We start from the raw sequence: 23103 nt of genomic DNA on the forward strand, positions 1-23103 counted from the left end.
GGCAAAAGTGGATCTTCAGATGGTGCTAATCCCTCAGGAGTCAAAACGGTCCGCCTCCGCTAGTAAGATATTCTATACTGAAATAACTGAACAAATAAAAGGCAGATCTGACAGAACAAATTTTTCGTGTTTTATGGTAAAGATGCTCAGTAATCCTTATTTTTGGTGCATGAAAGCTATTCTCGATATGAATTATTCATGCTGTCATGATTTGAAACTGCTAAAAACCATTTGAAACACCAGCATGATTGTTTATTTAGGCTAAAATAATGATAATATCTAACAACTGAAATATTTCCTTTTTATTCCAAATGCAAGAATTTGATTATTTTCACCATTGTAAGAAAAATGTGGATAATAATGACTAGATATGTCGAAAGGAAATATAATTATAGGTATACGGAAGAATAAATTTAAAATATTTTATTTTTTTGGTATTTTTAAGAAGGATTTTTGTAATTTATGTTGAAGTACATAAGTATGAATAATGATTTTTGATTAGGACAAAGGTGGTGAAACATCATGGAGGTAACAGACGTAAGATTACGCCGCGTCAAAACAGATGGAAGGATGCAGGCTATTGCTTCAATCACATTAGATAATGAATTTGTAGTCCATGATATTCGTGTCATTGACGGGAACAATGGACTATTTGTTGCGATGCCTTCAAAGCGGACACCAGATGGGGAGTTCCGAGATATTGCTCACCCAATTAATTCTGGAACACGCTCAAAAATTCAAGAAGCTGTTTTAGGGGAGTATCAACGTGAAAAAGAAGAGGGACTAGACTATAAAGAAGAAGCTGGCGTTTCCTAAAGTGACACTAGAGGGCGATTAGACGAGAAGGCAGAAATCTGAATAAAGATTTGCCTTCTTTTTTCATCTATTGCTATAGAAGCTGGAAATATATTGAAATGATATGTAAATAATGCAGCGCAATGCTGAGGTTTCATGGAGTAAGAAAAATGAAACCTCAGCTTTTTTCTGTTCTCTGTGATAAAACCAATTGTTTTGTACTAGCATTGCAGTGTAAAAGGTCTGATCTTTCTATATAAAATTTGGAAAAATTTATCATTTTTAATTAAATAGATAAAAAACAGATTGCCAAAATAGAATCCTTATCCTATAATTGAAAATGATTCTCATTATCAATTATATTAATGGGAGGTGGGAGGTGAAAATTTGAATATGGAAAAAGGCAGCAATGTCAGGCAAAAGCAAGCATTTTATGGGTTTGCAATGTTTTTCCTTCTCTGCGCTATCGCAATGACTGCAGTTTATTCCGTCTCCATTGGACAGGTTTCCATTCCGTTTCAGCAATCTATGCAGATTGTTCTACATACCATTACTAACGGACATTTGGGATCCTTAGATCAGGTGGAGAGTGATTCATATACCAACATTATTATGCAAGTGCGTATGCCGCGGGTTGTCTTCGCCTTACTTATTGGTATGGGACTTTCTTTGTGCGGTGTGGTAATGCAGGCTATCGTGCAGAACCCGCTGGCTGACCCTTACATACTCGGGATTTCATCAGGGGGCTCATTGGGAGCTACCTTTGCTATCCTTGTAGGGTTTGGCAGCGGAACTGTTTTGTCGCAGTTCGGCGTGGCCTTTGGCGCTTTTGCCGGAGCAATGGCTACTTCCATTCTTGTTCTTGTATTGTCAAGTATTGGCGGTAAGGTGACTTCCATAAAATTAGTATTGTCCGGTGTGGTTATCGGTGCTTTGTGCAGTTCGTTATCAAGTCTGATTATTTTCTTCGCAAATGATGCAGAGGGAATCAAGAGTGTGACTTTCTGGACAATGGGAAGTCTGGCATCCTCAAGCTGGAGCAAGGTACCAATTATGGCGATTATTGTCCTGGCGGGCTGTTTTCTCTTCCTTTTCCAGCATCGTGTCTTAAATACGATGTTATTAGGCGATGAGTCAGCGATTACTTTAGGGATTAACTTAAGCGTATTTCGCAAATTGTATATGATCATCGCAGCGCTGATTACCGGTACGATGGTTGCCTACTCTGGAATGATAGGGTTTGTCGGTTTAATTATCCCGCACATATGCAGAGGTCTGTTTGGTTCGGATCATAAGCATCTGATGCCGGCATCATTGCTTTTAGGCGGTCTCTTCCTCATGTGGGCAGATGTACTATCAAGAGTGCTGGTAGAAAATGTAGAGCTTCCTATCGGAATTCTCACCTCGGTGATTGGATCTCCGTTATTTATCTATATGATTGTGAAAAAAGGCTATAACTTTGGAGGGTAGTATATGCAGCTGATAGTAGAAAGTCTGGAGACAAAATTGGGAAAAAAGGAAATTGTTAAAAATATCTCACTGCTCGTCGAAAATCAGAAGTTTGTAGGTGTTGTCGGACCAAATGGCTGCGGGAAGTCAACGATGCTAAAAAGCATTTATAAAAGTCTCCCTCCTCATAAAGGAACAGTTGTTTTAGGAGATATTGATGTTTTAAAAACATCTCAAAAGAAGATTTCCCAAAAGCTGGGTGTGGTTGGCCAGTTTAATGAAATGCACTTTGATTTGACGGTGGAGCAGATGGTGCTGCTGGGGAGAACACCTCATAAGAAATTGTTAGAGGTGGATAATCAAGTGGATATAGATATTGTGGAAAATGCGCTAAGGCAAACGAACCTGTTGGATTATAAGGACAGAAGTTATTTGTCCCTATCTGGCGGGGAGAAGCAGCGAACGATTTTAGCCCGTACGATTGCGCAGCAGCCACAATTTATGATTCTGGACGAGCCAACCAATCACTTGGATATCCGTTATCAACTGGAAATTTTACAATGTGTTAAGAAACTAAATATAGGCGTTCTGGCGGCTTTGCATGATTTAGATACAGCAGCCCAATATTGTGATTATCTTTATGCAATGAAGGACGGCAGAATCTATACGTCTGGAACACCGGAAGAGGTATTAACACCAGAAACAATCAGTGAACTATACCAAATCAAATGTGAAACATATAAAAATCCGATAACGAATCAGCTTGGATTTGTTTATCAAATATAACAGGAGGCCGGAACATGAAAAAGTATTTACTTTTATTGACAGTTTTTTCTGTCATCACTATATTAGCAGCTTGTAGCAATGACACACAGGGGGACGCAGCAGAAAAAGAGAAGGAAGTAGAGGATTATCCGGTAACAATCGGGAACTATTCTCTGCCTGAAGGAAGCTCAGCATGGGAAGAAAAGGATCAAGTTTTTGAACAGGCCCCTGAACGGGTGATGGCAAATACAAGACCGGCAGCTGAGCTGCTATTACATTTAGGCTTGAAGGATAAAATTGCTGGTGTCGGCGCCAGCTTTGGTGCACCAGATCCAACTGTAGAAGACGATTATAATGACTTGAACATTTTAAGTGATTCTTATGTAGGCAAAGAGGTAGCTTTAGGAACAGATCCTGATTTGGTCTTTGGCCGCGGCGGCTTGTTCTCAAACGATGATTGGGGTGTCGGGACGGTAGATTCCTTAAATGAAATGGATGTGAATACCTATGTGCTGGAATCTTCCATAGACGGAGCAACCTATGAATCTATCTATAAAGATATTGAGAACTTAGGAAAGATTTTTAACGTGCAGGAAGAGGCAGAAGCTTTTAGTTCGGAATTAAAAGAACAGGAACAGTCTATCATTGATAATTTATCAAGTATTGAAGAAAACAAAACATTTGTCTATTTACACATGACAGATCCGAATGAGGTCTCTGTATATGCTGCAGGCGGGGAAAATTTCTTTAATGACGTATTTAGTAAAATAAAGCTTACAAATGCCTTTGAAGGTGAAACAGGAGAGGTAAGTATTGAGACATTAATTGAAACAGATCCGGATGTATTGATTATTCCTGATTGGACAGATGAAGATGCTGAAGATGCAGAAAATCTTAAAGAAGGCTTATATAATAATCCGAAGCTCTCGAGTATGAAGGCTATTCAGAATGAACAGGTTTATGCAGTAGATTATAACTACATGTTTGGATACAGCTACAATGCGCTCGATGGAATGGAAATATTGGCGGAAGAAATGTATCCAGAGTTATTTAAATAGATTTGTCTGAAACAGGAGGGGAGGCAAGCTCCCTTTCCTTTTACTATCTATTTTATTTTGAAAAGCACACAAGGAGGTTTTCTGATGGAAAGTCCAGAGATTTATGATGTAACCATTATTGGAGCGGGCCCGGCAGGTCTCTTCTCTGCTTTTTACAGTGGATTACGGGAAATGAAGACAAAAATAATCGAATATCAGGAGTATCTGGGTGGAAAGGTTCATGTGTATCCGGAAAAAATGATCTGGGATATTGGAGCGGTAACACCAGTGTCTGGCGAGCAGCTGATTGAGCAAATGATCGAACAGGCTAAAACCTTTCATCCGACGATTGTCTGTAATGAAAAAGTAACTGCAATCTCCAAGGATGAACAAGGGATATTCATACTTGATACTTCCTCAGGAGAAAAGCACTATTCCAAGACAGTCATTCTCGCTATTGGCGGAGGTATTCTGAACCCGCAAAAACTGGAAATTGACGGAGCAGAGAAATTTGAAATTTCTAACCTCAGCTATACGATTAAATCATTGAAACGATTTAAGGATAAGACGGTGCTTATTTCAGGTGGAGGACATACAGCAGTCGATTGGGCAAATGAGCTGGAGCCGATTGCACGCAAGGTTTATCTGGTGTATCGAAAAAATGAACTCAATGCCCACGAGGCACATGTGACACAATTAATGAATAGTTCCGTAGATTGTTTATTTGATACGGATATCCAGCGTTTAATTGCCAACGAGACACGTGAGTATATCCAGCAGGTTGAATTAAAGCACAGTTTGACAAATCAGCTGTCCAATATTGAAATTGATGAATTGGTAGTTAATCACGGATTTGCCCGGGAGAAGAAATTGCTGGAGGAAAGCGATTTGCAGATTGAAATGGCCAACGAATATTTTGTTGCCGGCAGCCCATTCAGCGAAACCTCCGTACCAGGGATATATGGAGCCGGAGACGTGATTATGTATGATGGCAAAGTTCATTTAATTGCAGGAGCTTTTCAGGATGCCGTCAATGCAGTAAATAAAGCAAAGCAGTTTGTAGAGCCTGACGCATATGAATCAGGGATGGTATCTTCACACAATGATTTATTTAAAAAACGCAATAAGAAATTAGTAGCTGAGCTGATAAAGTGAAGCTCTATGCAGTGGGAGGTCTTAAAAGCCTGGTTGACTGCGATAAATTAAATAATATAATCAGCTGATACAAAGAGAATCAGAGCTGGAAGGAGGTTCTTATGGATTATATTAAGCGTTTCTTTTCTTACTATAAGCCTTACAAAGGGCTTTTTATTTTAGATTTTACGTGTGCTATTTTAGTCGGCTTATTAGAGCTTGCTTTTCCATTGGCGGTTAATCAGGTAATAGATCGACTTTTGCCCCAGGGGAATTGGTCACTTATTATTTGGGCTTGTGTTGCCCTCTTGATAATTTATGGTATAAATACGTTCCTGCAATATGTTGTTACATATTGGGGTCACAGGCTGGGTATTAATATAGAAACAGATATGCGCCAGAAGCTGTTTAGCCATATGCAGAAGCTGTCATTCGGTCATTTCGATAATAATAAAACAGGCCATTCCATTTCGAGGTTAACCAAGGATTTAGAGGAAATTGGAGAGATGGCCCATCACGGTCCCGAGGATGCTTTTGTTGCTATCATGACTTTGATAGGTGCCTTTATGATTATGATTGGTATCAACTGGCCACTGGCAGTCATATCCTTTATTGTCATTCCATTATTGATGATCTTTGCGATTTACTTTAATAAATTGATGACGGGAACATTCCATATGATGTTCAACGATATTGCGGATATAAACTCCAGAGTGGAAGATAGTATTGGCGGGATCCGTGTTGTTCAGGCCTTTGCCAATGAAGAATATGAGCAGGACAAATTTGCGGAGAACAATGAGCGGTATCGTCAAACCAAACTGGCTTCCTACAAGATTATGGCGAAGAATATTATGTCTAATTACTTTTTGATGCGAGTTATTACTTTATTTACGCTATTGTTCGGGACCTGGTTTGTCATCAATGGTTCCATGACTTACGGTGAATTTGTTGCCTTTTTACTTTTATCAAATATTTTGTTAGCCCCTATACAGAAGATAAATGCAATTATTGAAAGCTATCCAAAGGGCTTTGCCGGCTTCAAGCGCTATACAGAAGTAATGGATATGAACCCTGATATTGCGGACAGCTCTGAAGCGAAGGATATTCCAGTTCATGGAGAGGTTCGTTATGAAAATGTATCTTTTGGTTATCATCCGGAAGAACATATTCTCCATCGTATAAATATGCAGGTTCAGCCGGGAGAAACAGTTGCCTTTGTCGGTCCCTCAGGAGCAGGGAAAACAACGCTATGCAGCTTACTGCCACGTTTTTATGAGGTAATGGAAGGACATATTTATATAGACGGCCATGATATTCAAGATTTTACGCTGCATTCCCTGCGGAACCAGATTGGGATTGTACAGCAGGATGTATTTCTGTTCTCTGGTACGATTCGGGAGAATATCGCTTATGGCAGGCTTGACGCAACAGATGAAGAAATTATAGAGGCTGCGGAAAAAGCCCAGTTAAAAACATTTATTGATACACAGTCAGGTGGTTTAGATACGGTGATCGGCGAGCGTGGCGTTAAATTGTCGGGCGGCCAAAAGCAGCGTTTATCGATTGCGCGTATGTTTTTAAAGAATCCGCCTATTTTAATTCTGGATGAAGCTACTTCTGCTCTGGATACAGAAACAGAGCTGGCTATTCAGCAGTCACTGGCAGAACTTTCTAAAGGCAGGACCACATTAGTCATTGCTCATCGACTAGCTACTATAAAGAACGCGGATCGAATTATTGTGCTGACAAAAGACGGAATTGAGGAGCAGGGAGAACATCAAGAGCTATTGCAGAAGAAGGGGATGTACAGCCGCCTGCATCAGGCTCAGCTCGGCTAATGAATAACGGGTGAATAAAAATAGATAGCAGGCGGTTTTAAACAGTTAAACAGACGTTTTTTATACTAAGCAGCAGTGGAAGTTAATTAACCTCCGCTGCTTTTTTCATGGAATAAGTAAATACAAAATCTGGTTATAGTATTTTACTTTATCTGTAATTGGAATTTTTTTCAGGGTTTTTGATGTAATATTTAGCGAATCAATTACCACGAAAAAAATAAAATATGATAACATAGACAATAGAGGATGTTCAAAAAATCCAATAAAAATGACACGGCGATGAGAGGATCTTCTACTAAGAACGCCCACGTCGTGTGGGCAACGTAGAAGCCACCGCATCCTGCGGAAGTGCGTTGGCTAGCTTTTTCCGTTACTCACGTATATAAAGCATAGAGGAACTTCTGTTAAAAACGTCCACGTCCTGTGGACAACACAGAAGTCACCACATCCTGTGGAAGTCCGTTCAGAAAAAGCTAGCCGCCTTGAACTTCTTGGTCCTATTTATCGGATTTTTTGAACACATATTAAATAGAGATTAAATCTGCAATTTTATTGAAATAAGGTTTTTTTTGCGATATATTTTTAAATGGATATTTAGAGATGATGGAGGTTTCCGAATGGCGAATCGATTTGCTGTAATTTTAGCAGCAGGACAAGGAACGAGGATGAAATCAAAGCTATATAAAGTACTTCATCCTGTAGTTGGAAAACCAATGGTACAGCATGTTGTGGATCAATTGCAACAGACACAGTTAGATAAGATAGTCACCATTGTCGGGTTTGGAGCAGACCAGGTAAAAACCCAGCTTGGAAAAGCTAGTGAATTTGTCGTACAGGAAGAGCAGCTGGGTACGGGTCATGCTGTGATGCAGGCGGAACAATTGCTGCAGGATAAAGAAGGTGTAACCATTGTGGCTTGCGGGGATACTCCTCTAATCCGGGCAGAGACATTCGAAAAATTATTTGAGCATCATGAACAAACAGGCTCTAAAGCAAGTATATTGACAGCTATCGCAGATGACCCATCCGGATATGGACGAGTTATTCGAGATCAAGCGGGAGAAGTAGAGAAAATTGTCGAGCATAAAGATGCTAATGAAGCTGAATTAGAGGTTAAGGAGATTAACACAGGAACTTATTGCTTTGACAATAAAGCATTATTTGAAGCTTTAAAATCCGTTTCTAATGACAATGCTCAAGGTGAATACTACTTACCGGATGTTATAAAAATCTTAGGCGATCAGGGTGAGCGTATCAGTGCTTATGTGGCTGCTGATTTTAATGAAACAATCGGTATTAATGACCGTGTAGCATTAAGTGAAGCTGAAAAAGTGATGAAAAAACGTATTAATGAGCTGCACATGCGTAACGGTGTGACGATAGCAGATCCTGATAATACTTATATTGGTCCTGATGTGAAAATTGCTTCTGATGTATATCTCCACCCGGGAACGATTCTAAAAGGAGAAACTTCCATTGAGACCGGTGCAGAAATTGGTCCGCATACAGAAATTAAAGATTGTGAAATTGGAGCAGATACAAATATTCGATTTAGTGTCGCTGCGGACAGCCGTATAGGTAATCGGGTGAATATTGGACCGTATGCACACATCCGTCCGGCATCCAATGTCGGCAATGATACGAAAGTCGGTAACTTTGTAGAGCTTAAGAAAACCAACCTTGGTGATAACAGCAAGGTTTCTCATCTTAGCTATATCGGCGATGCTAATGTAGGAGAGCGCGTAAATGTCGGTTGTGGTACAATTACAGTAAATTATGATGGGAAAAATAAATTCCTGACAACGATTGAAGATGATTCGTTTATTGGATGTAACTCAAATTTAATTGCACCAGTTACAGTTGGAAAAGGTGCTTACATTGCAGCAGGGTCAACAATTACAAAAGATGTGCCGGATGAGGCATTATCCATAGCAAGATCGAAGCAGGAAAATAAAGAAGGATATGCTAAAAAGTTTAAAAAATAAACTATAAAAGGATGTTCAAAAAGTCCAATAAAAATGACGCGGCGAATTTCTGCGTTGACCTGCTTTTTACGATACTCACGTATTATAAAGCATACGCTCCGTTCGTAAAAAGCAGGTCGCCTTGAACTTCTTGGTCCTATTTATCGGACTTTTTGAACACACACTATAAAATCATGGAGGTTAATTGAATGTCATCCAGTTATAAGGATTCATCGCTGAAAGTATTTTCGTTAAATTCGAATGAAGCATTAGCAGATAAAATTGCGGCTCAAATCGGCACAAAATTAGGGAAATGTACGGTAACACAATTTAGTGACGGAGAAGTACAAATAAATATTGAAGAAAGTGTGCGTGGATCTGACGTTTATGTTATCCAGTCAACTTCAGCTCCGGTAAACCAGCATATTATGGAGCTGCTTATCATGATCGACGCTTTGAAGCGTGCTTCTGCCAAATCAATCAATATTGTTATGCCATACTACGGTTATGCACGTCAAGACCGTAAAGCGAGAGCACGTGAGCCAATTACAGCAAAATTAATAGCGGATTTAATTGAAAAAGCAGGAGCAAATCGTATGATTACTCTTGATTTGCACGCACCTCAAATTCAAGGATTCTTCGATATTCCTATTGACCACTTACAGGGTGTACCAATCTTAGCTGAGTACTTTGAAAAGAAAAATTTAGAAGATGTGATTGTTGTTTCACCTGATCATGGCGGCGTTGTGCGTGCCAGAAAAATGGCTGACCGTTTAAAGGCACCGATCGGTATTATTGATAAACGCCGACCGCGCCCGAATGTTTCAGAAGTTATGAATATTATTGGTAATATTGAAGGGAAAACAGCTATTTTAATTGATGATCTGATCGATACTGCAGGAACAATTACTTTGGCAGCAAACGCATTAATTGAAAGTGGCGCCAAAGAAGTATATGCTTGCTGTACACATCCGGTACTTTCTGGTCCTGCGATTGAACGAATCAATAACTCGAAAATTAAAGAACTCGTAATCACAGATACGATTCCTTTACCAGAAGAAAAATGTATTGGTAAGATTACTGAACTATCGGTTGCTTCTCTTCTCAGCGAGGCAATTATCCGTGTTCATGAAATGCAATCTGTCAGTATTCTTTTCGATTAATAAATATAATATATTGTTTAGCAGAGAGTATTTCTTCGGCTGGAAATATATCTGTCCAGCTTCAGGCGCTTTCCGCTTTTCTAAATTTAAGGTTTAAGTTGTTCCGTTTTAGGGTATTTAATATACTGACCGTTTATTTTATTGAGAAAAAGAAATGATGCAAAATCACAATAAATGACGATGTTTCATATTATTTTTTTAATCAACTTGGAGGGTGATACGAATGGCAGTAAAATTAAACGCACAAAAAAGAGAAGATCTTGCAAAATCAGCAACAAACGAAATAAGAAACAGCGGTAGAATCCCGGCAATTGTTTATGGAAAGAATAAAGATCCCAAGACAGTTTCTGTGGATAGTGTAGATTTGGTTAAAACAGTTCGGGATGAAGGACGGAATGCAATCATTTCCCTTCAAGTCGAAGGCAGTGATTCTGTTGATGTTATGCTGCACGATTACCAAATTGATCCGATAAAGGATGATTTACTTCATGCCGATTTTTATATCGTAAATATGTCTGAAGAAATGGACGTTGAGGTTTCTCTTCGCCTTGATGGTGAATCAAAAGGTGAAAAAGAAGGTGGCGTATTACAACAGCCATTTTATGAAATTCAAGTCCGTGCAAAACCAAGTGATATTCCAGAGGAAATCGTGGTAGATGTCTCTGAACTTGATGTGAACGACAGCTTATCTGTTTCTGACTTAAAAGTAACTGGGAACTATGAATTCTTAGATGATCCAGATACAACAATCGCTTCAGTTGTGCCTCCAACTGCGGAAGAGGATTTAGAAACAGATACAGATGAGGATGCAGAACCGGAAGTTATCAAAGAGAAAAACGAAGCAGAAGAATAATTTTCTTCATTTAACAATATATAGAATGTATAAGTAACACCTCCCTTCTTTACTCATATGAGACAAGTATGTGTAGAGAAGGGTTGTTGTGTTTTCAGAAAATGTGTTTTTAGAAGTGAGGGCAAGGAAATGAAGTTAATTGTAGGGCTTGGGAATCCCGGCAGAAAATATAAGAAAACACGTCATAATATTGGCTTTTGTGCCATTGATGAGCTATTACAGAGAAACGGCTGGAAGCTAAACAATTCTAAATTCCATGGAGAATATGCGATAGAGCATTTCAATGGCGAAAAGATTGTATTATTGCAGCCGCAGACCTATATGAACTTATCAGGAGAGTCCATTCGGCCATTAATGGATTATTATGATATAGATACAGACGACGTTGTTGTGATCTATGATGATTTGGATTTGCCCGCCGGTAAAATCAGATTGCGGCAAAAAGGCGGTCATGGCGGCCATAATGGTGTCCGTTCGACCATTGATCATTTAGGTACGAAGGAATTTAAACGTGTACGATTAGGTGTGGGAAGACCGGTAAATGCAATGCCTGTCGTGGATTATGTATTAGGGAAGTTTCCAAAAGATGAAAAAGAGGCTGTCAGCCAAAGTATCCAACAGGCAGCTGATGCTGTCGAAGCCTGGGTAAATGGTAAACCTTTTATAGAAGTGATGAATGATTTTAATCAATAAAGCATACCTTTGATTTAAGTAAGGTATATTCTTATTCCCCTCGGTTAAAACTAAATAAAAAGTATAGATATTCCTTCTAAAAAGGAATAAGCTGTGCTCAAAAACTTTTTAGTTTTAATCGAGGTGAATGAGATGGTTATCTACTATGGCTGCCGGCATTGTGGAAAAGAACTGGGTGTGTTGAATCATACAGAAATTGATTTGTCTTTACGCTTTCTCGATCTTATAGAGGAACAGGATATATCAGAAATGATCGTCTTTGAAAAAGACGGTGATTTCCGTTTGGAAGTCATTTGCGAACACTGTCAACAAGTTCTTGAAGAACATCCGGATTATCATGAATTAGATCATTTTTTACAATAGATGAATGACTATATTTATGATATTTTTAATATAAGCTCATTCTTATTCGGAAATAGTCGCATTCAGCTTCAGGAAACAAAGCCGGAGAGCTGATAAGTGAAAGTTTGCAAGAGCTCTGCACTTTGTCTCTTGTAATCATTTTATCGATAAGTATAGGGCCATATATACCATTTTCTTAAAAATTTTTATCATGTTTTCTTGATTAATACACGCAATCAGCGTTTTTACGAATGGGGAGGTGTGAAAGCCTTCTTATTTGCATAGATGTAATATTTTTAACTGACCGGGTAATCCTTAAAAGTCGGTCAATTCAGCATGTTTTAATGATTAACAGATGCCAAATTTTCTAAAAATACTTTAACAATTTAGAGGGGAAATACGAATGAAAGCAATTCATAGTTATTTAAAGTCACAGGAAGATATACAGTCAATTATGGATGGATTGCTTGCAGGCATGAAAGAGCAGATGGTTGCCGGTTTGAGCGGTTCTGCCAGAAGTCTGCTTCTGTCCACCATATATCAATCAATGAATCGTCCTTTATTAATTGTTACCCATCAATTAGCCCAGGCTCAGCAGTTATATGATGACCTGGCAGAGCTGACTAACGATGAAGGAGTTTATCTGTATCCTGTCAATGAGTTAATAGCCTCTGAAATGGCTGTAGCCAGCCCAGAGCTGCGTGCACAGCGAATTGAAGCGTTAACAGCATGGACACGTAAAGATAAAGGGATTTTAATTGCACCTGTCGCAGCATTAAAAAGGATGCTGCCGCCAAAATCATATTGGAATAAATATCAGCTTCTGTTTCAAGTCGGCAAGGACATTGAAATGGAGGTTTACTTGCGTTCACTGATAGAGATGGGATATGAAAACACCTCTATGGTTACTGCTCCCGGAGAGTTCAGTCAGCGCGGGGGAATTATTGATATTTACCCAATCACGGAACAGCATCCGATTCGTATTGAATTATTTGACGAAGAGGTTGACTCTATCCGCTTTTTTGATGCGGAATCACAACGGTCTTTAGATAAGGTGGAAGAGGTAACCATCAATCCTGCCACGGAATTACTAATAGATAGACAGGAAATGTTGAAAGTGGCAGAAAGATTGGAAGATGCCCTTTCAGATACATTGAAAAAAGTCAAAAAACCTGCTGATCGTGAAGATCTTGTTGAGATAATTGGTCAGGACATCGAACAATTTAAACAATTGACCCGTTTTCAGGGTATGTATAAATACATCGGTTATTTATATGATGAACCCGCTAGTTTATTAGACTATTTGCCAAAGAATGGCGTTGTCTTTTTTGATGAAATGAGCCGTATTCAGGAAACAGCAACTAATTTAGATCATGAAGAGCTGGAATGGTATACTGGTCTGTTAGAAGGAAATAAAATGGTCCGGGGCAGCCAGTTTTCTTTCGCGTGGAATACACTGATAGAAGACCTTTCTCATCCACGTATATACATGTCTGTATTTATGCGGCATATTCCGAATACCAATCCGCAAAATGTTATTAATCTATCGACCAGGACGATGCAGGAATTTCATGGACAGATGCCTTTATTTAAAAATGAATTAAAGCGTTGGGAAAAAGGGGATTATTCTGTTATTATTCTCACGCCAAATGAACAGCGCGCAGAAAAAGTGCATTCCATTTTAGAAGATTATGATATTAAAACACAGGTGGAGAAAGAACTAAAGCTGCCAATACAAAAGCCGACAGTTATCGTTGGGCAGCTGCATGCGGGTATTGAATTTCCAATGCATAAACTGGCTATTATTACGGAAAATGAGCTGTTTAAAAAACGCATGAAACGCTCTCGAAAACAGCCCAAAATTTCCAATGCGGAACGGATTAAAAGTTATCAAGAACTAAAAGTCGGCGACTATGTTGTGCATGCAAATCATGGTGTCGGAAAATATCTGGGAATTGAGACCTTAGAGGTTAACAAGCTGCATAAGGATTATATGCTGATCCGCTACTCCGGAGATGATAAGCTGTTCGTACCGATTGACCAAATTGATTTAGTTCAGAAATTTGTCGGTTCAGAAGGAAAAGAACCGAAGCTGTACAAATTAGGCGGTACAGAATGGACAAAGGTAAAGCGGAAAGTACAAAGCTCTGTCGAGGATATTGCTGATGACTTAATCAAGCTGTATTCTGAACGTGAATCCCGGAAAGGCTATGCTTTTTCACCTGATTCTGAATTACAGCGGGAATTTGAAGCTTCCTTCGCCTATCAGGAAACAGAGGATCAGCTCCGTTGTATTGCAGAAATTAAAGAAGATATGGAAAAAGAAAGACCAATGGATCGTCTGCTCTGTGGGGATGTAGGTTACGGGAAAACGGAGGTAGCTATCCGGGCAGCTTTCAAAGCAGTAGCAGATGGAAAGCAGGTAGCGATTCTTGTGCCGACAACAATTCTGGCACAGCAGCATTATGAGACAATCCGTGAAAGATTTCAGGATTTTCCAATCAATATTGGCTTACTAAGCCGTTTTCGTACGCGTAAGCAGTCGAATGAGACAGTAAAAGGTCTGGCTGATGGAAATATGGATGTTGTTGTGGGAACGCACCGTCTCTTATCAAAGGATGTTCAGTATAAGGATTTAGGCTTGCTGGTTGTCGATGAGGAACAGCGATTTGGTGTGAAGCATAAAGAAAAAATTAAACAGCTGAAAACCAATGTGGATGTATTAACACTGACAGCAACCCCTATTCCGAGAACATTGCATATGTCTATGCTCGGTGTGAGGGATTTATCTGTTATTGAGACACCACCGGAGAATAGATTCCCAATTCAAACGTATGTGATGGAATATAATCCATCCTTTATCCGTGAGGCAGTTGATCGGGAAATGTCCAGAGGCGGCCAGGTATTTTTCCTGCATAACCGGGTGGAAAATATTGAAAAAATGGCACGTGATATCGGGATGCTTGTCCCAAATGCGAGAGTGGCTATCGCGCATGGGCAAATGAATGAATCAGAACTGGAGAATGTTATCATTGGCTTCATTGAAGGAGAATATGACATTTTAGTCAGTACGACCATTATTGAAACAGGTGTCGATATTCCCAATGTGAATACGTTAATTGTCAACCATGCTGATCATATGGGACTGAGTCAGCTTTATCAGCTAAGAGGGCGTGTAGGACGCTCCAATCGTGTAGCCTACGCTTACTTCACGTATCAGCGTGATAAGGTGTTAACAGAGGTTGCTGAGAAAAGGTTACAGGCAATTAAAGAATTTACGGAGCTCGGATCTGGATTTAAGATTGCTATGCGTGATTTATCTATTCGTGGGGCAGGAAATTTACTCGGTGCGCAGCAGCATGGCTTTATTGATTCTGTAGGGTTTGATATGTACTCTCAAATGCTGAAGGATGCCATCGATGCCCGCAAAGAAGGAAAAGAAGTAGAGGATATCAAGCCATTTGAACCGGAAATTTCCCTGAAAATTGATGCGTATATTCCGGATGAATATTTGAAGGATGAGAAGCAAAAAATTGAAATGTATAAGCAGTTCCAAACCTTGGATAGTCCAGAAGCAGTTCAGGATTTGAGAGATGAATTAATTGACCGCTTTGGAGATTATCCTGCAGAGGTGGAAAATTTATTCACTGTGAGTATTATGAGAATGCACGCTAAACAACAGCGTGTCCAATCTATCACAGAGGCTCCGAAGAAAATTACGATGTTGATTGACGAAGGAAGAAGCCAGGAAATTGACGGCTCTAAATTATTTGAAGTGGCTAATCAATTTGACCGTCAAATCAGCCTGGGGACAGAAAATCAAAATTTAAAAGCAGGTATTAAATGGAGCAATGACAAGGCTTATAAACGCCACGATATCGTGGTGGAATTTATTAAACAGTTAAGTAATGTAACTCGGTAAAAGTATACCAGTGCAAAGCTGTTCTCTAGAATGGAGAGCAGCTTTTTTAGTTCAAAATAATACTTTCTTAAGAAAATATTGCTTTTTTTATTATCAAATGAATTATGCTATTGTTGACTTTCATCTTCATCTCCTTCAAAAAAATAACAAAAATTTCATTTGGAATGTATAGTTATTTCTGGTTGATTAATACTATTACAACAACCGGTGATGAATTATGGAGGGAAGACTTTCCATCCAGGTCAGAATCGTCATTTAAAAAGGGAGGATACTTAGATGAAAGCAACAGGTATAGTGCGACGTATTGATGATTTAGGGAGAGTAGTGGTGCCAAAGGAAATTCGGAGAACCCTGCGTATCCGTGAAGGAGATCCCCTTGAAATTTTCGTTGATCGCGAAGGAGAGGTTATTTTAAAAAAATATTCACCAATCAGTGAGTTAGGCCATTTTGCTAAAGAATATGCAGAGGCATTGTTTCAATCTTTACAATCGCCTGTTATTATTACAGATCGGGATGAAATTATTGCCGTAGCAGGAGAGTCTAAAAAAGAGTACGCAAATAAATCGTTAAGCAGCTATATTACTAATATTATTGAAGGGCGTTCACCTGTTTATGAAGGCGATAAGTCTCAGGTGGAAATTGTAGATGGAAATGAGCAGGAGCTGCATTCTTATTCGATTCATCCTATTATTGCCAACGGTGATCCAATTGGCTGTGTGATGATTTTCTCTAAAGAAGATAAACTGAGCAAGGTAGAGCAGAAGGCAGCAGAGACTGCATCTGTTTTCCTGGCTAAACAAATGGAATAGACCGCCCCTCATTCATACTTTAAAAAAGAAGCTTTCTCTGGGTTACCCTCCAACTCTAGAGTATAAGCTTCTTTTTTGTATGCATGAAAAAATATAAAAGAGGGGGTGGAGTGGACATTTCATTGTTAAGAACGTCAGGGTTTTAAAGACCAAGTGCTTTTCTCCCTGATATGATATACTGAGAGAAATTCATTTGGAAAAGGAAAAATTCGTCATGTCAGATAATGAAACAAGCCGGTTGGTTAAAGGTGCGCTTTTACTGAGTATCGCCGGTTTGATAAGTAAAGTGTTTAGTGCCGTTTATCGTATTGTATTGCAAAACCTGACAGGAGATATTGGATTTTATATGTATCAACAGCTCTACCCGTTGTTAGGAATTGCGACGATGCTTGCATTATATGGATTCCCATCAGCAATTTCTTCGTTGACGGCGACAGAAATCGGGAAGGAAAAAGTCCTGTCCTGGAAAGGGTTTTATCGTCCTATTCTTCTGATTCTTGGGAGCTTTCATATCATACTTACAGCAGTAATTTATATTTCTGCCCCATTATTAGCTGAGATGGCCGGCGATGAGCATTTTATTGGGTTATATCAATTGGCAGCAATATTATTTTTAGTTGTTCCGGCTGTGGCATTACTCAGAGGAGTACAGCAGGGCAGGTATGAGATGGCCCCTACTGCGCTCTCTCAAATTGGAGAACAGCTTATTCGTGTATGTATAATTATTGTGGGAGCGTGGCTGGTCAGCCATGGAGTTTTGCAAATTTATGCTATTGGAACAACAGCGGTGCTTGCATCCTTACTGGGAGGTTTTAGTGCCCTTGCCATTCTTTTATTTTTAAACTATAAAAATCAAAATGATTCACATGAAGTGGTAAGCGTCTCTTCCTTGGAGGAAGCAGTTCCATGGAAGAACTATTTAAGAATCCTGCTGCTGTTTGGGATAGCGGCTGCGATGAATCATATGACACTTTTATTAATGCAATTAGCGGATGCGTTTACGTTTGTGCCGAAATTAATAGCAAGCGGGGCAGGAGAAATAGAGGCCAAGGAAATGAAGGGTATATTTGACCGGGGGCAGCCTCTTATTCAGATGGTGACAATTATTGGGTCATCTATCGCCTTAGCAATTATACCGGCAATCAGTCACCAGAAATTAAAAGAGCAGAAAGAACAGGTAACGAACTATATTCAGACAGCGATGCATGTTGGTATTTTTATCGCTGCAGGTGCTGTTTTGGGCTTATTCATTATTTTTCCTGAGGTTAACCAGCTACTTTATAAAAATACACAGGGCACGGGGGAACTAAGGTTATTAATTATAGCTATTGTAATGTCTACTATTTCTATCATCGGTGCCTCCATTTTACAGAGTCTGGGCATGATTGTACGCACAGCAGTATTTATCGGCATCTCATTTGTGGTAAAGGTGTGCAGTAACCTGATTCTCATTCCGCTTTATGGAGTCTATGGAGCAAGTATAGCAACGGTATCCAGTCTGGGTATGTTATTATTACTTGTAGTTATCGAGCTATACCGGAAGCTGCCAGGCATGCCATTATACCGTTCGATTTCCTGGAGAAGTCTAGCTGCGGCGAGCTTATCGATGGTTATTTATCTGTTGGTGGTACAAGGGATATTTTCTTCGCATGTAATGGACGAAAGATTATTGCTGCTGGTATATGTGATCTTTATCTCACTATCAGGAGCAGGCCTGTTTCTCTTTGTATTGCTTAAGACTGGCGGATTAACCGAAGATCAGATTAAAATTTTACCGAAATCAGAGTATTTGTTACGTATTTACAAAAGGAGGAAACAACCTTGAAGCAAATAGAGGTCATTGGACTGGGGGCAGGAGATTTAGAGCAGCTGCCGCTCGGTATATATAGAAAATTAATAAAGACACAGCAGCCGGTTTATGCAAGGACGTTGGATCATCCAGTAATTAAAGCGCTGGAAGCAGAGGGAGTTTCTTTTATTTCCTTTGACCAGCTTTATGAAGAGGAAGAGCAGTTTGGAATGGTGTATGAGCGTATTACGGAAAAGCTGATAGAAGCTGCGAAAACGAGTGGAAATACTGTTATTTATGCTGTTCCCGGTCATCCTATGCTTGCAGAGAAAACCGTTCAGCTTCTGTTGGAACAGTATGAGACTGCAGTGTCAATTGCCGGTGGGCAAAGTTATTTGGATGATTTATTCACAGCGATGAAGATTGATCCTATCGAAGGCTTTCAGTTCGTAGATGGAACAGATTTTAAGCGCAATCAGCTTAATTTGCGAAATCATCTATTTGTTTGCCAAGTGTATGACACATTTATTGCATCAGAAATCAAGCTGACTTTATTAGAAGACTTGCCGCCCGATTATGAAATTTATATCGTGGAGGCGGCTGGGAGCAGCGCAGAAAAAATTGAAAAAGTTCCTTTGGAAGAGTTGGATCATCGGATGGAAATAAGTAATTTAACCACGCTCTATATTCCACCAGCTCCAGAAGGATATCTTCATCATACGTTTCCATTTTTACGAGAGGTGATGGCAATTCTACGCGGTCCTGACGGATGCCCTTGGGATAAGAAACAGACGCATGAATCCCTGCGTTATCATACCATTGAAGAGGTCTATGAGCTGATTGAAGCGATCGATGAGGAAGATGATAACCATATTGTCGAGGAGCTCGGCGATTTACTGATGCATATTTTATTGCACAGTCAGATTGGTGAGGATAATGGTTATTTCACAATAGATGATGTGATTCAATCGATTTCCGATAAAATGATTTATCGCCATCCGCATGTCTTTTCAACAACAGTAGCCGATACAGAAGAAGCTGTGCTGCAGAATTGGGAAGAGCTGAAAAAACAGGAAAAGGGAAAAGAGAGAGAATCTATATTAGATGGTATCCCGGCACATCTTCCTTCCTTGGCAAAAGCATATAAACTTACCTCCAAAGCAGGGAAGGTCGGCTTTGAATGGGGCCAGGTAGAGGAAGTCTGGGAGAAGCTGAAGGAAGAAATAAATGAGGTTATTGAAGCGGTTGAGGAAAAAGAATTTACGGATGTAGAAGAGGAGCTTGGGGATGTATTATTTGTCTTAGCGAATATTTCCAGATACTATAAAGTAAATCCTGAGGTCGCATTAGAGCGTGCCAACCGGAAATTCGTCAGCCGGTTTCAATATATAGAAGAAAAATTGAAAGAAAACCAACAAACACCTAAAACAGCTTCTTTGCAGGAAATGGATGCTTACTGGGAAGAAGCGAAGAAAAAATAAAAGCCAGCAAGGAGAATTGATGATGAGATTAGATAAATTTTTAAAAATATCCCGGATCATTAAACGGCGTACTCTAGCAAAAGAAGTAGCTGATCAAGGAAGAATTACTGTGAACGGTAATGCGGCGAAAGCTTCTACTGTTCTTTCTGAGGGAGACGAGCTTGTCATCCGGTTTGGTCAAAAATTAGTTACTGTAAAAGTAAATTCTTTGCGGGAAAACGTCCGTAAAGACGAAGCAGATACGCTTTATAAGATTGTTAAAGAAGAGAAATTAGAGCAGTAGAAATATAGTTCTATACTTGTCCCTCCCATCATAAGCTATTAACGATAGGGAGGGTTTTTATATGAATTATTATGAGAATAAAGATGTAAGAAACCATACTGAACTAGAGCATACTGTAAAAATAGACAAACGAAAAAACCTTGAAATCACAGGCGTCAAAGAAGTGGACAGCTTTGATAATGAAGCATTTCTTTTGGAAACAGTGATGGGATATTTAATTATCCGCGGACAGAATTTGCAGCTGAAGAATTTAGATGTGACAGAAGGAGTTGTCACCATTAAAGGAAAAATATATGAGCTTTCCTATGTAGATGATCAGCAGCAGGAGAAAGCTAAAGGGTTCTTTAGCAAGTTATTCCGATGACTTTATCCACGCAATTTCTAACTCTTATCACGATGGCATTAAGCGGATTTTATTTAGGCGTTGCTCAGGAAACCTTCCGTCGCTTCACAGTTTACTGGAAGGGGCGGTTATTTTTAACGTATTTTTTAGAAATACTATTTTGGATGACACAGGCTGGCATTTTATTTTATATATTATACCGGGTGAATCAAGGAGAGCTCAGAATCTATATTGTATTAGCATGCCTCTTGGGCTTTTCTGCTTATCAGGCATTGGCAAAACAAATATATAAAAGGCTGTTGGAACACTTGATCCGGATTTTCAAAGCAATTTATCAAGGAATAGAAAAATTGATAAAAATGATGCTTATTTCTCCTTTGAGGTGGATATTCTTCACGTTCTATCGTATGATAAAAGCAATCCTGATTGGAGTTATGAAAATAATTACATGGCTATTTCTTTTTTTATTTACTCCTTTTCGATGGATAGGGACAGGCCTTTTTCGCCTTTTTCCAAAATCAATTCAAAATTTCTTTCTGCAAATAGCAGGATTTTATAGTAAAATACAGAATATAGTTTATAAATGGATTCAGTCTTATCGAAGGAGGTAACAGCTGTGGAAGAAAAAAAGAAAAAAGTAACAAAACTTCAATCTAAATCCGTGCACCAGTACGATGCGTACATAGAGAGACAAAACAGAAAAAAACAGCGCCTTACCAGAAGGTTGGTACTGTATGCATTGATTGTTACGGTAATCATAGGCAGTATGTCAGTCTATCATTTCAGTCAGCGGTCGATTAAAGCAGATAAAATGGAAGAGTATGAACAGTTAGAACAGCAGCTTGCAGATTTAAAGCAGGAAGAATCGGATTTAAATAATGAAATTGAACTCCTGAAGGACGAAGATTATGTTCTTGAGATTGCCAGAACTAATTATTTCTTCTCAAATGAAGGAGAATTAATATTTAAATTGCCTGATGAAGACCCATCATATTGACACTTTTTATTTTGATTAATATACTATATATTGAAGAACATTTAATCTTTTAAGGAGGAGCATTTCTTTTATGTCAATTGAAGTAGGCAGCAAGCTGCAAGGAAAAGTAACCGGAATCACTAATTTTGGGGCTTTTGTGGAGTTAGAAGAAGGAAAAACAGGTCTGGTTCATATTAGTGAGGTTGCAGACAACTATGTCAAAGATATTAATGAACATTTAACGGTTGGAGACGAAGTAAAGGTTAAAGTCATTAATGTTGAAAAGGATGGCAAGATCGGCCTGTCCATTAGAAAGGCGAAAGATCGCCCGCAAGTACGTCAAAAGAGTCAAAAAGAACGCACGGAGAACTTCGAGTCCAAAATGAATCGTTTCCTAAAGGATTCCGAGGATCGTTTAGCCTCTTTGAAAAAGCACACTGAATCCAAGCGTGGTGGACGGGGTGCTAGAAGAGGATAGTGGTTGCTGTCTATTAATAATGCTCTATGGATAGATCAAAGCAGATGTTTCTTAAATTAAGGAAGCATCTGCTTTTTTATAAGCTGGGACAAAAGGAAAAGTGATTAACCCCAATAACGGACGATGTGTAAATATACGCAGCTTTCAGCAGGAAGCATAGTATTCCTAAGCAGATATTCACACAACTTAAGTTCGGAGTTTGCCGGGTTAAAAGACTTTCGCTGTTCCGGCTTTTTTGTGTTTGTACATCATTTGTTAAAATAAAATGAAATAAGTTATAAATAATATTAAAATTAACTTTAATATTATTTATTATTATGTTAAAATAAATGTAAACATTGAGAGGTGAAGCTATATGGATATTAAAAATGTACCAGATTGGGTTTTATCATTGGACGAGGAAGATTTGGAATTCATTAAAAAATTTGTGATGAACTCCGGCTCATTAAAAGAGGTCGCTAAAATTTATACAGTTTCTTATCCCACGGTAAGGATTAAGTTGGACAGGCTGATTGAAAAAATAAAATTAAATGATGCCAAGGATAATGAGGAATTTATAAAATTTATTAAACAGCTTTCCATTGATGATCGCATTAACCTGGAAGAAGCAAAATTAATTATTGAAAAGTATAAAAAGGAAAGGGAGGAAAAGTAATGTTTGGATTTGGTATTTATGATGCGTTTATGATTGCAGGATTTCTGGCAATACAGTATTTTCTCTCAACCCGAAATAATGCTTATTGGGGAGCGGTTATTCCTGTTCTTCTGGTTTTCTGGTTAACATGGAGCTTAATCACGGGCAGGATAGAAAGTGTCCTTGCCTATGCACTGATTCTTTTAGTTGGGATGATTGTTCTGGCTATGGAATGGCATGAAGGAAGAGAAGCTCTTAGTAAACGCAGAAATAAAGAATTAGATAAAATGAGATCACAGGACATACAGTGATACGATGGCAAGGGTAACTGCAGAAGGTTATATTCCGAAGTTA

22 protein-coding genes are annotated in these 23103 nt (G+C 39.0%); all 22 read left to right on the plus strand.

The window, feature by feature from the left end:
* The first annotated feature begins 522 nt into the window (after positions 1-522).
* A complete protein-coding gene (gene spoVG, locus IEX29_RS11940; RefSeq protein ID WP_077602842.1) occupies positions 523-816 on the plus strand; it encodes a septation regulator SpoVG in 294 nt (97 codons plus the stop codon).
* Positions 817-1239: 423 nt separating this feature from the next.
* Positions 1240-2265, plus strand: coding sequence for a FecCD family ABC transporter permease (locus IEX29_RS11945; RefSeq protein WP_373290675.1), 1026 nt, complete (start codon positions 1240-1242; stop codon positions 2263-2265).
* A 3-nt stretch (positions 2266-2268) separates the two neighbouring features.
* Positions 2269-3030 (plus strand): ABC transporter ATP-binding protein, encoded by a 762-nt coding sequence (locus IEX29_RS11950; RefSeq protein ID WP_188734672.1) that lies wholly within the window; start codon positions 2269-2271, stop codon positions 3028-3030.
* Positions 3031-3044: 14 nt separating this feature from the next.
* The gene (locus tag IEX29_RS11955; RefSeq protein WP_188734673.1) at positions 3045-4067 is read left to right on the plus strand and encodes an ABC transporter substrate-binding protein; all 1023 of its coding nucleotides are present in this window, start codon (positions 3045-3047) and stop codon (positions 4065-4067) included.
* An 84-nt stretch (positions 4068-4151) separates the two neighbouring features.
* Positions 4152-5201, plus strand: a complete 1050-nt coding sequence (locus IEX29_RS11960) for an NAD(P)/FAD-dependent oxidoreductase (protein ID WP_188734674.1) — start codon at positions 4152-4154, stop codon at positions 5199-5201.
* Between the two features lie 101 nt (positions 5202-5302).
* Positions 5303-7018 carry an ABC transporter ATP-binding protein gene (locus tag IEX29_RS11965; RefSeq protein WP_188734675.1) on the plus strand — a complete coding sequence of 572 codons (1716 nt, stop codon included), beginning with the start codon at positions 5303-5305 and terminating at the stop codon, positions 7016-7018.
* Between the two features lie 617 nt (positions 7019-7635).
* On the plus strand, positions 7636-9003 hold the full coding sequence (glmU, locus tag IEX29_RS11970) for a bifunctional UDP-N-acetylglucosamine diphosphorylase/glucosamine-1-phosphate N-acetyltransferase GlmU (protein ID WP_188734676.1): 1368 nt from the start codon (positions 7636-7638) through the stop codon (positions 9001-9003).
* A gap of 188 nt (positions 9004-9191) precedes the next feature.
* Positions 9192-10145 (plus strand): ribose-phosphate diphosphokinase, encoded by a 954-nt coding sequence (locus tag IEX29_RS11975; protein ID WP_188734677.1) that lies wholly within the window; start codon positions 9192-9194, stop codon positions 10143-10145.
* A 223-nt stretch (positions 10146-10368) separates the two neighbouring features.
* The gene (locus tag IEX29_RS11980) at positions 10369-10998 is read left to right on the plus strand and encodes a 50S ribosomal protein L25/general stress protein Ctc (protein ID WP_188734678.1); all 630 of its coding nucleotides are present in this window, start codon (positions 10369-10371) and stop codon (positions 10996-10998) included.
* A gap of 129 nt (positions 10999-11127) precedes the next feature.
* On the plus strand, positions 11128-11691 hold the full coding sequence (gene pth / locus IEX29_RS11985) for an aminoacyl-tRNA hydrolase (protein WP_188734679.1): 564 nt from the start codon (positions 11128-11130) through the stop codon (positions 11689-11691).
* A 132-nt stretch (positions 11692-11823) separates the two neighbouring features.
* Positions 11824-12054 carry an anti-sigma-F factor Fin gene (gene fin / locus IEX29_RS11990; protein ID WP_188734680.1) on the plus strand — a complete coding sequence of 77 codons (231 nt, stop codon included), beginning with the start codon at positions 11824-11826 and terminating at the stop codon, positions 12052-12054.
* 382 nt (positions 12055-12436) lie between these two features.
* A complete protein-coding gene (mfd, locus tag IEX29_RS11995) occupies positions 12437-15955 on the plus strand; it encodes a transcription-repair coupling factor (RefSeq protein WP_188734681.1) in 3519 nt (1172 codons plus the stop codon).
* Positions 15956-16231: 276 nt separating this feature from the next.
* On the plus strand, positions 16232-16765 hold the full coding sequence (gene spoVT, locus IEX29_RS12000; protein ID WP_077602855.1) for a stage V sporulation protein T: 534 nt from the start codon (positions 16232-16234) through the stop codon (positions 16763-16765).
* A 214-nt stretch (positions 16766-16979) separates the two neighbouring features.
* A complete protein-coding gene (locus IEX29_RS12005) occupies positions 16980-18590 on the plus strand; it encodes a putative polysaccharide biosynthesis protein (protein ID WP_188734682.1) in 1611 nt (536 codons plus the stop codon).
* A complete protein-coding gene (yabN, locus tag IEX29_RS12010; protein ID WP_188734683.1) occupies positions 18587-20035 on the plus strand; it encodes a bifunctional methyltransferase/pyrophosphohydrolase YabN in 1449 nt (482 codons plus the stop codon). Before IEX29_RS12005 ends, yabN begins: the two co-directional genes overlap by 4 nt.
* 22 nt (positions 20036-20057) lie before the next feature.
* On the plus strand, positions 20058-20318 hold the full coding sequence (locus IEX29_RS12015) for an RNA-binding S4 domain-containing protein (protein ID WP_077602858.1): 261 nt from the start codon (positions 20058-20060) through the stop codon (positions 20316-20318).
* 61 nt (positions 20319-20379) lie between these two features.
* Complete coding sequence (gene yabP / locus IEX29_RS12020; protein ID WP_188734684.1) at positions 20380-20682, plus strand: sporulation protein YabP; 303 nt, start codon at positions 20380-20382, stop codon at positions 20680-20682.
* The gene (yabQ, locus tag IEX29_RS12025; protein ID WP_188734685.1) at positions 20679-21272 is read left to right on the plus strand and encodes a spore cortex biosynthesis protein YabQ; all 594 of its coding nucleotides are present in this window, start codon (positions 20679-20681) and stop codon (positions 21270-21272) included. The genes yabP and yabQ overlap by 4 nt, the downstream gene beginning before the upstream one ends.
* A 5-nt stretch (positions 21273-21277) precedes the next feature.
* Entirely contained in the window at positions 21278-21658 is a 381-nt protein-coding gene (locus IEX29_RS12030) for an FtsB family cell division protein (RefSeq protein WP_188734686.1), read from the plus strand.
* Between the two features lie 70 nt (positions 21659-21728).
* Complete coding sequence (locus IEX29_RS12035; RefSeq protein WP_077602862.1) at positions 21729-22115, plus strand: S1 domain-containing RNA-binding protein; 387 nt, start codon at positions 21729-21731, stop codon at positions 22113-22115.
* A gap of 355 nt (positions 22116-22470) precedes the next feature.
* Positions 22471-22770 carry a DUF2089 family protein gene (locus tag IEX29_RS12040; RefSeq protein ID WP_188734687.1) on the plus strand — a complete coding sequence of 100 codons (300 nt, stop codon included), beginning with the start codon at positions 22471-22473 and terminating at the stop codon, positions 22768-22770.
* Positions 22770-23060 (plus strand): hypothetical protein, encoded by a 291-nt coding sequence (locus tag IEX29_RS12045; RefSeq protein ID WP_229720187.1) that lies wholly within the window; start codon positions 22770-22772, stop codon positions 23058-23060. Before IEX29_RS12040 ends, IEX29_RS12045 begins: the two co-directional genes overlap by 1 nt.
* Positions 23061-23103 lie beyond the last annotated feature (43 nt).

The organism is Oceanobacillus neutriphilus, from assembly GCF_014645515.1.
In the GTDB taxonomy this organism is placed as follows: domain Bacteria; phylum Bacillota; class Bacilli; order Bacillales; family Amphibacillaceae; genus Oceanobacillus; species Oceanobacillus neutriphilus.

What these genes read in the sequence shown, in the direction of transcription:
- spoVG (WP_077602842.1), top strand. Translation starts at nt 523, where the DNA reads ATGGAGGTAACAGACGTAAGATTACGCCGCGTCAAAACAGATGGAAGG.
- IEX29_RS11945 (WP_373290675.1), top strand. Translation starts at nt 1,240, where the DNA reads ATGTTTTTCCTTCTCTGCGCTATCGCAATGACTGCAGTTTATTCCGTC.
- IEX29_RS11950 (WP_188734672.1), top strand. Translation starts at nt 2,269, where the DNA reads ATGCAGCTGATAGTAGAAAGTCTGGAGACAAAATTGGGAAAAAAGGAA.
- IEX29_RS11955 (WP_188734673.1), top strand. Translation starts at nt 3,045, where the DNA reads ATGAAAAAGTATTTACTTTTATTGACAGTTTTTTCTGTCATCACTATA.
- IEX29_RS11960 (WP_188734674.1), top strand. Translation starts at nt 4,152, where the DNA reads ATGGAAAGTCCAGAGATTTATGATGTAACCATTATTGGAGCGGGCCCG.
- IEX29_RS11965 (WP_188734675.1), top strand. Translation starts at nt 5,303, where the DNA reads ATGGATTATATTAAGCGTTTCTTTTCTTACTATAAGCCTTACAAAGGG.
- glmU (WP_188734676.1), top strand. Translation starts at nt 7,636, where the DNA reads ATGGCGAATCGATTTGCTGTAATTTTAGCAGCAGGACAAGGAACGAGG.
- IEX29_RS11975 (WP_188734677.1), top strand. Translation starts at nt 9,192, where the DNA reads ATGTCATCCAGTTATAAGGATTCATCGCTGAAAGTATTTTCGTTAAAT.
- IEX29_RS11980 (WP_188734678.1), top strand. Translation starts at nt 10,369, where the DNA reads ATGGCAGTAAAATTAAACGCACAAAAAAGAGAAGATCTTGCAAAATCA.
- pth (WP_188734679.1), top strand. Translation starts at nt 11,128, where the DNA reads ATGAAGTTAATTGTAGGGCTTGGGAATCCCGGCAGAAAATATAAGAAA.
- fin (WP_188734680.1), top strand. Translation starts at nt 11,824, where the DNA reads ATGGTTATCTACTATGGCTGCCGGCATTGTGGAAAAGAACTGGGTGTG.
- mfd (WP_188734681.1), top strand. Translation starts at nt 12,437, where the DNA reads ATGAAAGCAATTCATAGTTATTTAAAGTCACAGGAAGATATACAGTCA.
- spoVT (WP_077602855.1), top strand. Translation starts at nt 16,232, where the DNA reads ATGAAAGCAACAGGTATAGTGCGACGTATTGATGATTTAGGGAGAGTA.
- IEX29_RS12005 (WP_188734682.1), top strand. Translation starts at nt 16,980, where the DNA reads ATGTCAGATAATGAAACAAGCCGGTTGGTTAAAGGTGCGCTTTTACTG.
- IEX29_RS12015 (WP_077602858.1), top strand. Translation starts at nt 20,058, where the DNA reads ATGAGATTAGATAAATTTTTAAAAATATCCCGGATCATTAAACGGCGT.
- yabP (WP_188734684.1), top strand. Translation starts at nt 20,380, where the DNA reads ATGAATTATTATGAGAATAAAGATGTAAGAAACCATACTGAACTAGAG.
- yabQ (WP_188734685.1), top strand. Translation starts at nt 20,679, where the DNA reads ATGACTTTATCCACGCAATTTCTAACTCTTATCACGATGGCATTAAGC.
- IEX29_RS12035 (WP_077602862.1), top strand. Translation starts at nt 21,729, where the DNA reads ATGTCAATTGAAGTAGGCAGCAAGCTGCAAGGAAAAGTAACCGGAATC.
- IEX29_RS12040 (WP_188734687.1), top strand. Translation starts at nt 22,471, where the DNA reads ATGGATATTAAAAATGTACCAGATTGGGTTTTATCATTGGACGAGGAA.
- IEX29_RS12045 (WP_229720187.1), top strand. Translation starts at nt 22,770, where the DNA reads ATGTTTGGATTTGGTATTTATGATGCGTTTATGATTGCAGGATTTCTG.